At 55.6% G+C, this 14,738-nt stretch carries 15 protein-coding genes and 2 pseudogenes; 8 read left to right on the top strand and 9 right to left on the bottom strand.

All coding sequences use genetic code 11. The annotated features are described in order from the left end of the window. The first annotated feature begins 607 nt into the window (after positions 1 to 607). The gene (locus tag ACR3EN_RS19340; RefSeq protein ID WP_480821322.1) at positions 608 to 2,197 is read left to right on the top strand and encodes a hypothetical protein; all 1,590 of its coding nucleotides are present in this window, start codon (positions 608 to 610) and stop codon (positions 2,195 to 2,197) included. A 280-nt stretch (positions 2,198 to 2,477) separates the two neighbouring features. Beyond that, positions 2,478 to 2,786, top strand: coding sequence for a hypothetical protein (locus ACR3EN_RS19335; RefSeq protein WP_480843562.1), 309 nt, complete (start codon positions 2,478 to 2,480; stop codon positions 2,784 to 2,786). Positions 2,787 to 2,836: 50 nt separating this feature from the next. On the opposite strand, the gene ACR3EN_RS19330 is transcribed toward ACR3EN_RS19335, so the two are convergent. Beyond that, a complete protein-coding gene (locus tag ACR3EN_RS19330; protein WP_480869437.1) occupies positions 2,837 to 4,474 on the bottom strand; it encodes a winged helix-turn-helix domain-containing tetratricopeptide repeat protein in 1,638 nt (545 codons plus the stop codon). Positions 4,475 to 4,640: 166 nt separating this feature from the next. Here ACR3EN_RS19330 and ACR3EN_RS19325 point away from each other — a divergent pair, with 166 nt between their 5' ends. Beyond that, positions 4,641 to 5,057, top strand: a complete 417-nt coding sequence (locus tag ACR3EN_RS19325) for a hypothetical protein (protein ID WP_480820100.1) — start codon at positions 4,641 to 4,643, stop codon at positions 5,055 to 5,057. 198 nt (positions 5,058 to 5,255) lie between these two features. On the opposite strand, the gene ACR3EN_RS19320 is transcribed toward ACR3EN_RS19325, so the two are convergent. Together ACR3EN_RS19320 and ACR3EN_RS19315 are read right to left on the bottom strand one after the other, a co-directional pair. Further along, positions 5,256 to 5,996 carry an SDR family oxidoreductase gene (locus ACR3EN_RS19320; RefSeq protein ID WP_480820102.1) on the bottom strand — a complete coding sequence of 247 codons (741 nt, stop codon included), beginning with the start codon at positions 5,994 to 5,996 and terminating at the stop codon, positions 5,256 to 5,258. Between the two features lie 29 nt (positions 5,997 to 6,025). Next, positions 6,026 to 7,021, bottom strand: a complete 996-nt coding sequence (locus ACR3EN_RS19315; protein ID WP_480820104.1) for a quinone oxidoreductase family protein — start codon at positions 7,019 to 7,021, stop codon at positions 6,026 to 6,028. A gap of 91 nt (positions 7,022 to 7,112) precedes the next feature. Between ACR3EN_RS19315 and ACR3EN_RS19310 the strand changes: the two genes are divergently transcribed. Further along, entirely contained in the window at positions 7,113 to 7,949 is an 837-nt protein-coding gene (locus ACR3EN_RS19310) for a LysR family transcriptional regulator (protein ID WP_480820106.1), read from the top strand. A 2-nt stretch (positions 7,950 to 7,951) separates the two neighbouring features. Here the strand turns inward: ACR3EN_RS19310 and ACR3EN_RS19305 are convergent, their stop codons facing one another. From ACR3EN_RS19305 to ACR3EN_RS19280, 6 genes are all read right to left on the bottom strand, one after another. Beyond that, a complete protein-coding gene (locus ACR3EN_RS19305) occupies positions 7,952 to 8,644 on the bottom strand; it encodes an SDR family oxidoreductase (protein WP_480820108.1) in 693 nt (230 codons plus the stop codon). 10 nt (positions 8,645 to 8,654) lie between these two features. After that, positions 8,655 to 9,164, bottom strand: coding sequence for a nuclear transport factor 2 family protein (locus ACR3EN_RS19300; protein WP_480820110.1), 510 nt, complete (start codon positions 9,162 to 9,164; stop codon positions 8,655 to 8,657). 60 nt (positions 9,165 to 9,224) lie between these two features. Then, on the bottom strand, positions 9,225 to 10,178 hold the full coding sequence (locus ACR3EN_RS19295; protein ID WP_480820112.1) for an alpha/beta hydrolase: 954 nt from the start codon (positions 10,176 to 10,178) through the stop codon (positions 9,225 to 9,227). Between the two features lie 113 nt (positions 10,179 to 10,291). After that, the gene (locus ACR3EN_RS19290) at positions 10,292 to 11,179 is read right to left on the bottom strand and encodes a helix-turn-helix domain-containing protein (RefSeq protein WP_480820114.1); all 888 of its coding nucleotides are present in this window, start codon (positions 11,177 to 11,179) and stop codon (positions 10,292 to 10,294) included. A gap of 50 nt (positions 11,180 to 11,229) precedes the next feature. Then, positions 11,230 to 11,985, bottom strand: coding sequence for a LysR substrate-binding domain-containing protein (locus ACR3EN_RS19285; RefSeq protein ID WP_480820116.1), 756 nt, complete (start codon positions 11,983 to 11,985; stop codon positions 11,230 to 11,232). Positions 11,986 to 11,994: 9 nt separating this feature from the next. Then, entirely contained in the window at positions 11,995 to 12,126 is a 132-nt protein-coding gene (locus tag ACR3EN_RS19280) for a helix-turn-helix domain-containing protein (RefSeq protein WP_480820118.1), read from the bottom strand. A gap of 141 nt (positions 12,127 to 12,267) precedes the next feature. Here ACR3EN_RS19280 and ACR3EN_RS19275 point away from each other — a divergent pair, with 141 nt between their 5' ends. The 4 genes and pseudogenes from ACR3EN_RS19275 to ACR3EN_RS19260 form a co-directional block, all read left to right on the top strand. Beyond that, complete coding sequence (locus ACR3EN_RS19275; RefSeq protein WP_480820120.1) at positions 12,268 to 12,762, top strand: nuclear transport factor 2 family protein; 495 nt, start codon at positions 12,268 to 12,270, stop codon at positions 12,760 to 12,762. Positions 12,763 to 12,781: 19 nt separating this feature from the next. Next, a complete protein-coding gene (locus ACR3EN_RS19270; RefSeq protein ID WP_480820122.1) occupies positions 12,782 to 13,174 on the top strand; it encodes a hypothetical protein in 393 nt (130 codons plus the stop codon). After that, positions 13,171 to 13,671, top strand: a pseudogene (locus ACR3EN_RS19265) (NAD(P)H-dependent oxidoreductase). Before ACR3EN_RS19270 ends, ACR3EN_RS19265 begins: the two are co-directional and overlap by 4 nt. Beyond that, a pseudogene (locus tag ACR3EN_RS19260) lies at positions 13,623 to 14,015 on the top strand (nicotinate-nucleotide diphosphorylase); the annotation flags it as partial. The pseudogenes ACR3EN_RS19265 and ACR3EN_RS19260, both read left to right, overlap by 49 nt. Positions 14,016 to 14,738: the final 723 nt, after the last annotated feature.

The following is a 14,738-nucleotide window of genomic DNA, read 5'->3' as shown; positions in this document are numbered from 1 at the left end:
GCATTTGCTCGCTCCGATTGGTATTTCAATATGCGCCAGCATGGTGTCTTTGAAAGGCGCTCATGCCCAAAGGGAGCGTTTTGTACGCTATTTGCTTCTATCACCGATCCACGGTGTCCTATCGTGATCAAGAAGAGATCGTGGCAGAGCACGAGGTACGATTTAACCAAGCGACATTGAATAGGCGGACAGTCAATTGATCGCCGATCTTTGCTGCACGTGCACAGTCGAAAAAGGGTAAAACACCAAAATCATGGCGCATGGACAAAACTTAACAGCCTAAGGGCGACAAGCGAATAAGTCGTTATCGACCAACCGACAAAACCGGGAAACACCCTTGATTTCATGCTGTTCGCGCAACTCACTTGGCTCGGGCCCTGATAAACAGTCTGTCTGCATTCCTCCAGAACTCCGGTAAAAATCGAAAAGTCCAATTATCCACTAAATATTAGAAATAGGGCGTCAATCGAGCCCCCCGCTCGGCATCAGAGGTCTTTCTTGTCAACTTCCGAAATAATGGGGGGATTGCCACGAACAAGCAATTTTTCGGATTCCTCACTAGCCATTTGGTAAACGCAGGCGATAGTAGAAGACGTTGGAGATCGTCATGTTGCTTTTTAGACTTTGCCTTTTTCTTGTTTTTTTATCGGTACTACTGGACTACGCCGTCAACCTGATCGACACACGGTGGAGTTGGGATATCGACCACATGATGTATTTCGGCCAGCGATTGCTTGAAGGCGAACTGCACTGGACAGCCGAATTCGACGATAAGCTACCAATCAATCAGTTTCTCTTCGCAATTCCCGCTGCATTCGACAGTGTGCTTGCTTGGCAAATCCTTTCGATAACCGCAATGTTCGGCGGCGCGGTTGCAGTTGCGTATGTCACACGTCAAGTTCTGGTGTTTGAGTCAGATCTGCCTGAACGGATTGTGACGATGAGTGCTCAGATCAGCGCTATTGCCAGTCTGGCGGGGTTCGCTTTTTTGCCTGGAGGGATTTACCATATTAACCCCTTGGCTGGCTCGGCGGCGATTGGCGCAATTGCCCTACTGATGGCTTCGGTCCAACCCATGGCAGCCGGCAAAAGCCCGGTGATTTGGCTATTTTTGCTCTCAGCAATTCTTGCAAGCCTCGCGATCGGGATACGTCCATACTATTTGTTGTGTCTTTGTATGGCCGCGGTCTGGGCTGCACTTCGCCTTCGGCCCAAGGGCGCTACTCTACTAAGTGGCGCGGGTACTGCGGCGGCTTGGATCGTTGCCGTTGGCCTCGCCGGATTACTGACCAATGTGCTACCTTACATCATTACGGGAAATATGCAGGCCTTCCAGAACGGTATGCACCTATTGCGACAAGACCTTATCTTACAGTCCCCCTTAAGCAACCTGAAGGAACAGCACAGTTGGTTCACTGATCGGGTCTTGCCGGTCTTCCCGATGCTGGTACTTGCATCTTCATCCGTTGCAATTGCCGGACTGCTTCAACTGATCCGACATCGCGCAGCTGGGCCTAAAGGCAATTCAATCGCCATTTTTACCGATATTGTATCGCTGACAATTGTAATGCCTTTCTTGATTGAAATAATGATACTGTCCAAACATTTTTGGTCACATTACTTGCAATTGTTCGTTCCGTTTGTTGCCGTCGGTACCGGTCTATTTTCCGCACTTCTTTGGCGCGGCCCTATGCAGGCACCCAAGGGGGCTGAGATGCTGAAAATTGCCATCGTGCTTTTGATCCTTGCTCCGATATGGCGAATTTCGTTGGAGCATACCCGATGGCTTGCCTCTCTAAACAGATCCACCATCGAAGAAATTGACCACCTTTCCAATCAGATCGCACAAGTTTTGGCCTCTCAACCAGCGAACTCACAAGATTTTCTAGCTCCGAACCTGATGTACGAACACTGGCGGCTGCGCCAACCGCGTCATGGGTTTCCGCATGCGGCTAATACCGATTTCATCATTGGAAAAAACTGGTGGAGCAACCTGGACGTCCCCCCAGAGTATATTATTCCGGTAAACTATAATGAATACTGCGAGCAGATTGACGCCAGTGGTCCTAGCATCGTGGTTCTAACAACAGAAGACAAGCTTGCTGAATGCCTTGGTGAAAGCGCGGTCTACAGGGTTCTTGAAACCGACGTCGTTTCGGTTGGAAACACACTATTCTTCCTGAGAGTTACACAATAATAGCACATCTTAGATATGCCAAATTTGGTGCCGCATCGTATCAAATGCGACACGGCAAGGCCGACCAAGACGACCTCCTACCATTCCCCAAAAGAACTGTGATCCATGGTTCTAGCGCAAAACCAGACTGCATTGACTACTGCGCACATAGGTCCAACGATCTTGCAAATCGATTTATACTCTGTTTCCAAGTTTCTGATCTGGAGCTTCACGTCCAAGGCCAGGCCTTAAAGCCATAAACAAATTGCTGAGAGGCTTTGGTTGCCCAATATCGATTGAGATGGTTCAGCGGAAGCACCTCAATAATTTCATTGCACAATGCGATCGACTCATCAAACGGCGGATCAGAGCCCTTTTAGATTTCGAGTCTTTCTCATCAGCTGCATTCGCCCCAGCCGATATCAAACTGGTCAACATGATCCGCAAAGATAAATCACGCCTGGGCCCCGCCCATTTCAGCAGCGCACCCAACTCGCAGGCTGAACTGCACAGCTGCTCCGCCGCTGCTTCCCCATCAAAAGCTTTCAATAGAACCGCCATGGACATGGCCGAGAGACGGTTCGCCCCGCTAAAGGATAGTGCAAGCTGATCGAGAGAGAGTGGTTGGACATGAAATAGTGCCAAGTCTGGCACCCTTTCTCATTCGGGCACGCCCGCCTTTTGTAAGCTTGCCAGCCAGATCCGTCGGTTTTCGGGGTGGTTTTTTGATCCAGCGAATTGCCTGCGCATCGCTGAGATTGACAGTTTGGGGTTAATCTCAAGCGCATCGTTAACAGCCTCTTGGGCATCGTCTTGCCTGCCCATCTCGGCAAGAGTGGCCGCGCTCAACAGGTGATGAAACAGCCGCCAAGTATTGCTTGTTGCCACCGCGCCCAACTGCCGGGCTGCGTCCAGCGCTTCTTCGTAGCGTTCCAGGTGAAACAGGATGTGACCCTGGTAGAAATACATGTTTTGCAACATCGGATCGCGTGGGCTCAACCGGATTGCCATCTCTATCTCGGGCAAGGCGCGGTCCTGCATGCGGAACCAATCATAAGTATGCGCCAATTCCAGCCGGATACGCGCGTCATTGGGGTTGAGCGCGACAGCGCGTTCGAGATTTGCGATGGCTGGATCAGCCTCTCCTGTAAAGCGGTAGATATAGCCAAGAGCCGCATGTGCCTGCGCGTCCTGATCGTCCAGTTCAATTGCCCGTTTGGCCGCCTCGGTAGCAGCAATCAACGTGTCCTGAGGAGTATCTGACCACTGAAAGAAGAATATCGTTCCCAGCGCGCGGGCCAACAGGCTGTGTGCTGCCGCGAATTCCGGATCCGCTGAGATGGCGGACTGTGCAAACGTCACCGCGTCCTGCTGGGCCTCTTGCGAAAACACAGCCTGCCGCGCACGACCGCGCAAATACAGATCCCATGCCCCCATGTCCTCGGTCGGTTTTTCCTGCGATCGCGCTTCGCCGGACTGATAAATCTCAGGCAATAACTGGCCCGCGATGGCTCGGCTGATCTCGTCCTGAACGTCAAAGACATCCGTTACCTGACGATCAAAAACCTCGGCCCAGATGGTTTCGGCGCTGTCGACATCAATAAGCTCTCCGCTGATGCGCATCTGACCATCAGCCCGGCGGACGCTGCCGCGGACGACATAGCCAACCCCAAGGTCGCGTGCGATTTCAATCGGGGTAGCCTGATCCTTCGCGTAAGAGAACATTGTTGCGCTGGACACAACGAACAGTTCCCGGTTGCGCGACAGATGTGCGATCAGGTCGTCGGTGAGACCATCGACGAAATACTGACCCGTACTTTCGTCCCCGATATTGTCAAACTGCACAACAGCCAAAGACGGTTTTCCGGTGTCCGGCAAACGCTGCCGATCAGCAAAGATTGAAATCGACAACATGGCAATCGCCAGACCCAGTAGAACGCCCGCAACAAGAACACCTCGTTTCGGGGTTTTGGCAATGCGCTCGGGCGGCCCGTCATCCGAAACCACCGGGGCAACAAACTGGAACCCGCGCTTGGGAAAGGTCTTGATGTAGTCCGCGCTTGCCGCTGTGTCGCCCAAAGCCTTGCGCACGGACCGAATGCGCGTGTTCAGCGCCGCGTCCGTGATCGCGGCCCCATCCCAAATCTCATCGATAATCTCTTGTTTGCTGACAATTCTGTCTCGGTTCCTGACAAGAAACTCGAGCAGCAGCAGCGCCTGTGGTTCCAAAGCAACCGGTTCGCCAAGGCGGTTTAATCCCTGTGTCGGATCAAGTTGGAACTCCAAGAAACGGTACATACTGAAACCTACACCCCACAATATACCCGGCTCAACGAAGTTTGGGGATTGTCAGATGAATGTCAGAAAAAATCAGCTTCCGATCAAGCGCGATGAGCTTGCCCTGCTTAGCGTTCTCTGGGGCTAACACCCCATTGCATCGCCCAAAGCATTAAGGAGACAGGATATGGCACACTTTAAAACACTTTGCGTGGCAACCGCCGTGGCAGTGGCGGGAAGCGCTGCATTCGCTCAAACAGAACTGGAGGCCGCATTGGATAATGGGGCCGAGCGCCTCAATGCCGACCAGATCGCAGAACTTCTGATCGGGAACACCGTCACGGCCACATCGGGGGATAAGACATTTCGTTTTTTCTACGATCCAAGCAATGTCGTGAGCGGCGAACTTACGAACGGCGGTTGGAGTGGCGCAGGTGCATTTGCCATTACCGATACAGATAAGGTTTGCGTTTCCATGGCCGCCGACAAGGGGCGCTATCGCTGTATGACAGTGCTGCGTGTCGGGGACTCAATCCAGAAATTCAGCGCCGAGGGTAAGAAAACCTTCGAACTCCACAGCTTTGAACCGTCTACCGGCCTTTGAGTTTCGGTTTCAAACGAGTTCTGCCGCTGGACTTGCCATTTTTCCGATTGAGGCAAAATGGCAAGTAAAATTTAAGCGGTCCTGTTCTGCCTGCGCGGTGAATTTCCGCGTCGCATGGAAGCAATTGCTCATAGTTCATAAGTTACTGGTGTCTGTCTTGGTTAAGCTGCGTTCTTAACGTCGGGTTTGAGCTGGGCGTCAATCACGCACAAGGTGGCCTCCGTCCACATCCAAAACAGAGCCGTTCAAAAACCCGTTAGTCATCGCCATGATCACAGCTTGCGCGATCTCCTCGGCCTCACCAATCCGCCCTACAGGTAGTCTGCCAGCAACCTGCGCATACATGCCTTCACGCGCCTCTTCCGACATGGCTGAATAGGCTTCGGTCGCGACCATTCCGGGGCTGATGCAATTCACCCGCACCCGTCCGGACAGCTCCAGCGCTAGCCCTTTCGTCAGTGCCTCAACCGCAGCGTTTACTGCGCCGAGGCCCGTGGCCCCGGCAGACGGGCGACGGCTAAGCACGCCGGAAAAGAACGTGATCGACCCTCCACCGTTCAGGACAGGCAGGATTTCTCGCGCGACAACATAGGGGCCGATAAATTTGGCCTCGAACATGGTGCGCAGATCGTCCGTGGGCAGGTCTGCGAACGCCCCATGCGCGGCACTTGAGGCTGAGATTACCAGGTGATCGACCGGATCCAGAGCCTTGACCCATGATTTCACACCGGCCTCATCGGTTGTATCTACTGGCGCGATCTGCACCCAATCGCCGATTTCGTCTGCCGCCGCATGCAACTTGGCTGAACTACGGCTGGCGATTGTGATCTTTGCACCGAGGGCAGCGGCCATCTTTGCCGTTGCTTTCCCGATACCACTGCTGCCGCCGACGATGACAATGTGTTTGCCTTTCAGGGCGGTTTCGAAAACCGTGTTCATTGCTGTGACTCCTCTTTTTGCTGGATGGGTCAGTCGATGCTCAGCACCAGCTTGCCGGTGGTTTCACCGGCTTCCAGACGGCGGTGTGCCTCAACGGCTTCGGCAATAGGCAGAGTGGTGACCTGCGGGCGCAGAACGCCTGTCTCAAGCAGGTTAAACACTTCGGCCATATCCGCGCTGAACTGATCGGGTCGATTGACGAAATAGGTGTATATGTCGCTGACACGGACCGAGACGGACTTTTGGAAGTGCTTCGCCAAGTCCTCGGCAAAGCTGCCTGCGGGCGGACCGGCAAGGAACCCGAAGAGAACTGCAATGCCCAAAGGCGCCAGAATGTCGAGATCTGACTTCAGGGACTCGCCCGAGATTGGGTTCAGCGTCAGGTCCACGCCGCGCCCGTCGGTGAGGTCTATCACCCGCGCGGTTACATCCTCGGTGCGATAGTCGATGACGTGAGCGGCACCTTGGTCCTTTGCATACCCAACCTTGTCGGTGCTGGTCGAGGCGATCACCATCATGCCTAGGTTTTTTGCGATGTGCAGCGCCATGGTTCCGACACCCCCGGCCGCGGCGTGAACCAGCACAGATTTGCCCGCAGCCGCGCCGCCCAGATTGATCAGCATGTGATAGGCAGTCATCCCGTTGACGGGGATTGCTGCGGCGTTTTCGAAGTCTACGGTGTCGGCCAACCGGGCGACATAAGGCGCTGCGATCACCGAATACGTGCCGTATCCACCGGCTCTGATCGGTCCCATCCACGCCACGCGATCCCCGACAGAGAAGCCTTGAAGCCCCGTACCCAGCGCCTCGACCACTCCGGCCCCTTCAACTCCGGGAATATGAGGCAGATCAGGCATCATCCCTTCGGGCATTTCGCCGCTACGGATGATCGTGTCGATAAAGTTGACTGCCCCGGCTTTGTTGCGGATCAGGATTTCCCCGGCATTGGGGGTCGAGATTGCTTTGTCAGTTTTGCGCAGAACGTCCGGCTTGCCGGTCTGGGTGATTTCAATCGCGAAAGGCACGAGTTGTCTCCTTCTGTTACGCAGAAGGTAGAGGCCGCATCATCGAATGATAATGGTTGATATCGGAAGATATAATCCCAAAAATAGGATAATGATCTACAACGACCTTGCCCTGTTTATTGTCGTCGCCGACCACCTCAGCTTTTCCAAAGCTGCGGACCGACTGGGCATACCGCTCAGCCGGGTCAGTCGAAGGATTGCAGAGTTGGAAGACCATCTGGGGATCAAACTGTTCGAACGTACAACCCGCCAGGTTCGCCTGACGGAAGAGGGCCGCCGCCTTCTGGATCGATGTCAGGACCCGATTGAGGCGCTGCAAGGTGTTGCGGGATTTACCGACGATGCCAGACGCCAGAGCATCCGAATTACGGCTCCTCCGTTGGCTGCTCGCACGACCATTGGCCCTCGGCTGTTGGATTTTGCGGAACAAAACCCGGATGTGGCGCTTGAGATGACAACGACCAACATCATGCTGGATTTCTTTCGCGACAATATTGATCTGGCCTTTCGGGTGGGCCCGCTGACAGATTCCAGCCTTATCGCGAAACGGCTTTGGTCGGTCCCCTATTGCTTTTGCGCGGGACGGGGCTTCATTCGGGAGCGCGCGTTGGACAGGCCGATATCCAAACCGGACTTTCTTGCTTTACCCGCCCTGACATCTGGTCAGCCCTGGGTGCTTGAGAGCGGGGAAACTTTGCACCCGAAACACACAGCGCACAGTTTAACCGACCTTGATGTCATTGCGCAGGCCGCCCGTCGCAACATGGGTGTCGCGATGTTGCCATTGGATATGGTAGACGGTGACTTGCAGCGGCTGCAGGTCACGGACACCGCACCTTTGACGCGGGACATGTTCGTTGTCTATCCCAGCCGCCGCCTGTTGCCAGCACGGGTCAGGAAGCTGATTGATTTCATGACACCCGGCTAAACTTACCAGTCGATTGCGACGCCATCGCGAAAGAACCCTCCGGTCGGACCGCTTTGAGGCAAGGTCGCTGCCCAGACAACACCTTTTGCGCCCTCGGAAACCGGACGCCCCCCACCGCCCATATCCGTGGCGACCCAGCCAGGGCAAACGGCGTTGACAAGAATGCTGTCAGGTTTCAACGCGATAGAAGTTTTGATGGTCAACGCGTTCAAAGCTGCTTTGGAAACGCCATAGCCCGGCGTACCGGCGGACATGCCGGTCAGCGACCCTGCACCGGACGACACGTTGACGATCCGGGCATCCGAGCCGCGTTGCAGCGGCGGCACCGCCGCGATTGTAGTCTCCCAAGGACCAAAAAGGTTCGTATCAAACGCCCGGCGCACCCGGTCTAAATCGGCAAGGTGGACCTGTTGGTCGGTGTCGTAGTCCACGCCCGCATTGTTCACCAGAACATCAAGGCGACCGAAGGCTAATTCAATCTGCCCGAACGCCGTAGCGACTGAGATGGGATCGGAAACATCCAAACGCACGGCTTGTGCTCCATTGCGGATCTCATCCGCAGCAGCCTGCCCTTTTGCCAGATCGCGCGCACCCATCAGAACTTTCATCCCGTGGTCCTGAGCCAATTGGCGGGAAACTTCTTTGCCGATGCCGCGATTAGCGCCGGTCACAAGTGCGATGCGCTGACTGGTCATGGATCTTCCCTCAATTCGCCTCGGCAGCGCGTTGCCCAGCCAAAGCCACAAGCCCACGGTCACCGGTTTCCCAGAGTGCCGTCATGGTCATCGACGTGACAACCCAGCGCTCGTCCGATTTCTCGAGCTCATAGTCATAGCGACCACCGAGAACCCACAAGCCATCATCAAGACGATGGGTTGCCGTGAAGTCGGCCTGTGCCGTGGCGGATGTATCGGACAACGAGGTGATCGTGTGATTGGTCACCATATGGTGCGTCGCGTCGAACCCGGGCAGGAAGACGGACCATCCCGCCACAAGCTCATCGGCAGGTTGCGTGACCGGGCCTCCGCCCCAGAGGCTGGTGTAATCCGTCGTGACAGTATCAGCGAACGCGTGGCGCACGCGGGTCCAGTCGTGGCGGTCAGCGCCCGCCGCGATATCGGTGATCGTCGTCGAGATATCGGCCTGTTGTTCAGCAAAAGCAGCAGTTCCGATCATGGAGACAGCCGCAAGGGTTGATGTGAGTTTTCTATGCATGAGGATGCTCCTGATAGATGAGAGTGGACGCCGAACAGTTACTCGGCGTCCAGAAAAGGCTTAGTTGATGGAACCGGCGCGGAAGTGGTCAGCTACGGTATCTGCCGCGCGGGTGACATCCTCGGGGTTGTCGTAGAAGTCGAACTGCGTGACATCCTCCAGCCATTGTGCTGTCGCCTCTCCTGCGAAACCGGCAAGGAAGGTTTGAACACCCTGAGGAATTGCCGCGCTTTCCGAGTGCACAATGGCCAGCGGCTTATCCAAACGCTGCGGATTGTCGGCAGGATGATATGTCAGCCAGCCTTCCCAGCCCGCGTTGTTCCACTTGTCGTCATATTCCGGGATCCCGCCACGGTCGGCCTCATAATAGTAGCCGCCGATTGGCATCAGAACGCCCTCGGCACCCTCAGGGCCCGCGGCCGGAATGATCTGACCACCAGCGGCCTCGGCAGCGTGAGACACCTCGATCAGCCCGGCGACACCTTCTGCGCCGCCATAGACCGCTTCGACGATCTCTTCATTCTGCAACCATGGAGCGACCAGACCGAGCCGCTGAACCAGCGGATTGCCGGAGACCGCGTCGACCATGTACCCGGCCGAGGCGCAGATCCCCAGACCGTTGATGTGATCTGCGTCCACCTCGGGCAGGGTCGCGATGAATGCGATGGCCGCTTTGATGTCCGATGTCTTGGCTTCGGGACTTTCGACAAAGCGCACGTTGTTCGGCAGATCACCCGATTTGCCCCAACCGCGAAAATCAAAGGTGAAGGCGGCAAAGCCGCGCTCGGCCATTTCTCGGGCATAATTCGCAGGCATCTGTTCCTGAACCGAGGTCCAGGCCCCGGTCACGACGACGGTGGGCAGCGGTTCAGATCCGCGCTCTTCCGGCAGGTACAGCGTGCCGGACAGGGTGGCGCCTTCGTTCTCGAAGGTAACGGTACGGGTTTCAACCTGCGCAACAGCGGCTGTCGAAGCCATCAGCGCGGCGGCGGTGGTCAGAGCGAGGGTGTTCATGACGGTATCTCCCAAAATTTGTCTGGATGGGCACAAGCCCGATGACACCTGAGATACGTTGTCGTCAGCAGGGATACTTGCACCGGACTGCCGCGTTTTTGAAAGATTCTGCTTCAGACAGCATTCGCCGCCCGAAACGCGCGCGGGGTCTGACCCACCACCTGTTTGAAACTGCGTGTGAAATGCGCCTGATCCGAAAATCCACAGGCCAAAGCGATATCGCCCAGAGGGCGCGCGGGATCTTCGATCATCTTCATCGCCTGCTCGACCCGGTAGGCCATGACATATTGCATAGGGGTCGAGCCCAGCGTTTCCTTGAAAACCCGCGCGAAATGCGAAGGGCTCATACCCGCCTCGGACGCCAATTGATCGACGGTGATTGTCTGATCCAAACGGTCCTGCACATAGGCCAGCACCCGTTGATAGTGCTGAGACGTAAAACGCGCGGACAGTTCAACTTCTTCAGCGCGGCGTTTGCCGTATTTCTGTAGCAGTTTGACCAGAAACACCCTGCTCATGGCCTCAAACATCACGGCTGAGGACATGTCATCCGTTGCCAGCGCATCGCGCAAAATGACACCTGCAGCACAAAGGTCAGGATCGGAAAACTGCGGCTGGTCGTGAAACTGCTCCGGTGCCAACAGCATCCCAAGTTCAGACTGTGCAAAGCGCTTAACCTTGTCCGGATGCAAGGTGATCACGATCACGTCGGACTGCCCGTACCATCGCCAGCCCGACCGCATTCCTGCCGGTGTCACGATGACTTCATCTTTGCAAAAGGTGAAATCACGCAGCTTGCCGTCCCGCCAGTTTTGCACGCGATGCCCCTGCTCCTGTAGATTCAGAAGGACGTGGTGCTCCGAAAACACCTCTTCCGGCATCCGATCAGGTTCGGCCCGAAAGTACCGCACTGACATCAACCCCGCCGCCGAAGGACGCTGCATCGCATCGCTGTTCAGCAGTGGTTCTGAAGGGTAGATATCAGCGTATCTTAGGGGCAAGGACGGCTCCGGCTTGCAATGCTCGATATGTGGGGTCTGCGCGCGCAGGGTCAAACGCTTTGCTGACGCTTTATGTGGTCGATGAACAGCCTCAGGGGCATCATGGATTTATACTCGCGCGGGAAATACATGAAAATACCGGGGGTGAGGCCCAAGTGATCCTCAAGAACGGGTGTCAAAACTCCGGTATCAATCAGTGGGGCGACATAAGCTCTGAAGGTATAGGCTAACCCCAAGCCTCTTTTCGCCAGATCGACGGTAGCAGGAAGGGCATTCGCAATCAGATTACCTTGCACATCGACTGCATATTCCTCCTCACCCGATTGAAAACTCCACGGGGCAATCTGGCCCGAGGATTGGAACCTGTAGCGGATACAGGTGTGCCCAAGCAGGTCTCGCGGCGTTTCCGGGATGCCCCGTTCCGACAGATAATCCGGGCTGGCGACAACGGTTACCCGAAGCGGCGGCGTCAACCGCACTGCCACCATATCCTGCGCCACACGATCCCCCAGACGGAATCCCGCATGCAACTCCTCGCCGAGTATGTCTGACAGGGCATCCGTCAAAGACAATTCCAGTTCGATTTCTGGATACGCGGCGCAAAAACTCTTGAGGATCGGACCAACATAGAGGTGGTAGGCAAACTCCGGCATCGCCAGTTTTAAAGTTCCCCGCGCGGCGTGACCGGTGCTGCGCGCGCTTTCCACGGCCTCGGAGAGTTGATCAAAGGCAGGCCCCGCGCCGCGGATCAGGGCGCGCCCGGCCTCGGTTAGGCTGATGGAACGCGTTGTCCGAATGAAGACCACAGCGCCCGGCTAGTCTTCCAACGCTCTCAATTGATGGCTAACGGTTGACGGCTTGATGCCCAGCGCTTCGGCCGCTGCACGTAGCGATCCGTGGCGTGTGATGGCGGTAAAGATTTCAAGCGTGGCGAGTGGCAGTCGCATCGTGTCCCCAAACAACCTCATTATTCGATTTCATACATGAAGATAATGCCAACAGGGTGAATTATCACGTCTCAACGGAAGTTTTATCTTCGTGTCATCGCAGCCCAAAGCGCTGTCACCACGTATTCAGGAGGACACAAGATGAACACTTTGACCAAAGTTGCTGCCCTCACCGCTGCTCTGATCGCAGGAGAGACCGCCATGGCCCCATCCCCCGAAGACAATATCAAAGTTGTACAGGGCTTTTTTGCCGCCTATGGCGCCAGTGATCTGGACGGCATCGCAGCCGTGATGGACGAGGACGTCAAATGGCACATCCCGGGCCGCCATCCCTTGTCTGGAACCAAGACTGGCCGGGACGAAGTACTGGCCTTTTTCGAACAACTTGGCACCGCCGGATTTCAGGCGGAACCCACCTATTTCGGTGCCGACGAGACCCATGTGGTTGATATCCACCGCGGCTGGTCGAACGCCGACGGCAAACCGAATGTCGATACGACTTGGGCCCTCGTCTATCGGATCGAGAATGGCAGGATCGTCGAGGCAACCAACCTGTCCGCCGATCAGGATGCGGCAAACACGTTTTTCTGGTCCCAATACTCGCTGGCTCCGGTCCCTCAGCGGCTGGCCAAGTAAACCATCGACAGGTATTTAAGTGACCGATTACCCCGCAACCAGCAGTTTCATCGCCGACTGGTTTGCCCGGTTCGACAGGCTGGATCCGATCGGCGCGTCCCTGCCTGACCTCCACCCAGATGTAGACTGGGACATGCCTGACGTCGATACCACTCTCAACAGGCATGATCGTGCGCGCGCTTGGTATCGTGACGTGCTTGAAACCTTGCAAAGCCCAACTGAACATCACGTCAGCAAGATCGCAATCAAGCCCGGCGCTGCACATTTCGAAGTTCTGTTTCGCGCCACGACCATTGCGGGGGACCACATGGAAGCCCGCGTTCAGGAAGACTGGCGCTTTGAAATCGGACCCGGTGGCCACGCGCTGATCACCCATTATTCCGCAACACTCCAGCAAGAGGAAGATATATGAAAACCCTCGTCCTCACCGCTCACCCGGACCTGAGCAAATCGCGCATTAACCGCGCCTGGTTTGACGCACTTTCGGAAGCCGCCAACGTGACAACGCGCGATCTGACCGCCATTGGCGGCAGTGAGATGCGTTTTGACATCGAAGCCGAACAGGCCTTCTTGCTGGCCCATGATCGGATCGTGGTCCAGTTTCCATTCTACTGGTATTCCGCACCTCCGGTTATGAAAGCCTGAATGGATCAGGTGCTGAACTATGGCTTCTCTTATGGGCCGGGCGGTGACCAGCTGAAAGGGCGTGAGTTCCTCATCCTTGTTTCGACCGAAGGTCCCGAGCACAGCTATCACGCAGGCGGATACAACAGCTTTATGATGGCCGAATTTCTGAAACCGTTCCAACAAACGGCGAACTTGGCCGGTATGACGCATCTAAGGCCTTTCGTGGCCCATGGCATGGCGGTGGCTCCAATCACCGGTTTTCCTTGTCGGACGCGATCCTGATCAAGGATAACCACATCGCGGCGGCAGACGGCGTGCGCGCGGTACTCGAGGCAACGCGGGCCCACGCTTCGCACATGATGAAGGTCGAGATCGAAGTCGATACACTGGATCAACTAGCCGAAGTACTGGACGTGGGCGGCGTCGATGTCGTGCTGCTGGATAACATGACACCAGAGATTCTGAAACGTGCGGTGGTTCTGGTCGATGGTGGGCTGGTTACCGAAGGCTCGGGCAACGTCACGCAGGAAACTGTGGCTGACATCGCGGCTACCGGTGTGGATTTCATTTCATCCGGTGCCCTTACCCATTCCTATCGCACGGTCGATCTAGGTTTGGATTTCTGACGTCCCGAGGGTTAAACTCTGTTGTAGAGCAAGGTGCTTGCTCAACTTTCACTGCGCCCTCAATCACCGGGCGCAGATAGGTTACGGTACGTTTGCCCTGATCTTGGCCCCTTTGTATTCAGATATCCACAGGCTAGCGGCAGTTTTTTTAGAAGATGCGATCCGGATATCAGAGCAACTCCGCACGGCCCAAATTCACACCGAGTTACTCAATTTGCTTTCTTCGCCACCGCCAGAAAATCAAGTTTCGTTGTGTTGTCAGATTTTCGTGCTGGGAACCAAGCCTTGTGAATTCTGCAATCATCTTTCGCCAGTGTTGGCGAACTACATGAAAGGTGAACCGGTCAATCCAATAACTTGCGTTGACCAGGGAGTGCCATGCGCAATCTTTCTTCTGCAGTAGGATCAATAGGCTCAGGGGTCATAGCCAATAGATAACCAGAGCGGCGAGAGCGACTGTTGGGAGGAAGGCTCTGGGGCACCTTTCGCACCTCGTCGCCAAACGGCGCTAGTTCTTTGACCTGAGAATCATAATCTCAATACGAATGCATCCTTTGCAACGGAGCATGTCGTATCGGACAATTGGCCTGCGCTGTTTGCCGCTTACAGTGCACGCGCGTATCCTTTGGCCTTTCAAAGCCCCTTTGAACCAATCAGCATCATCGCGGCAGTCACCTAGCGACCATTGGGCATTTTTGACAGACTGCTGACCAAAACCTCGCA

This window comes from Ruegeria sp. G7 (assembly GCF_056535465.1).
This window is presented reverse-complemented; position numbering and strand designations above follow the sequence as displayed.

Coding starts and splice junctions, on each gene's coding strand:
- ACR3EN_RS19320 (WP_480820102.1), bottom strand. CDS start 5,996: ATGAACACGGTTTTCGAAACCGCCCTGAAAGGCAAACACATTGTCATC.
- ACR3EN_RS19295 (WP_480820112.1), bottom strand. CDS start 10,178: ATGAACACCCTCGCTCTGACCACCGCCGCCGCGCTGATGGCTTCGACA.
- ACR3EN_RS19310 (WP_480820106.1), top strand. CDS start 7,113: ATGATCTACAACGACCTTGCCCTGTTTATTGTCGTCGCCGACCACCTC.
- ACR3EN_RS19280 (WP_480820118.1), bottom strand. CDS start 12,126: ATGCGACTGCCACTCGCCACGCTTGAAATCTTTACCGCCATCACACGC.
- ACR3EN_RS19330 (WP_480869437.1), bottom strand. CDS start 4,474: ATGTACCGTTTCTTGGAGTTCCAACTTGATCCGACACAGGGATTAAAC.
- ACR3EN_RS19275 (WP_480820120.1), top strand. CDS start 12,268: ATGAACACTTTGACCAAAGTTGCTGCCCTCACCGCTGCTCTGATCGCA.
- ACR3EN_RS19340 (WP_480821322.1), top strand. CDS start 608: ATGTTGCTTTTTAGACTTTGCCTTTTTCTTGTTTTTTTATCGGTACTA.
- ACR3EN_RS19335 (WP_480843562.1), top strand. CDS start 2,478: ATGGTTCAGCGGAAGCACCTCAATAATTTCATTGCACAATGCGATCGA.
- ACR3EN_RS19305 (WP_480820108.1), bottom strand. CDS start 8,644: ATGACCAGTCAGCGCATCGCACTTGTGACCGGCGCTAATCGCGGCATC.
- ACR3EN_RS19325 (WP_480820100.1), top strand. CDS start 4,641: ATGGCACACTTTAAAACACTTTGCGTGGCAACCGCCGTGGCAGTGGCG.
- ACR3EN_RS19300 (WP_480820110.1), bottom strand. CDS start 9,164: ATGCATAGAAAACTCACATCAACCCTTGCGGCTGTCTCCATGATCGGA.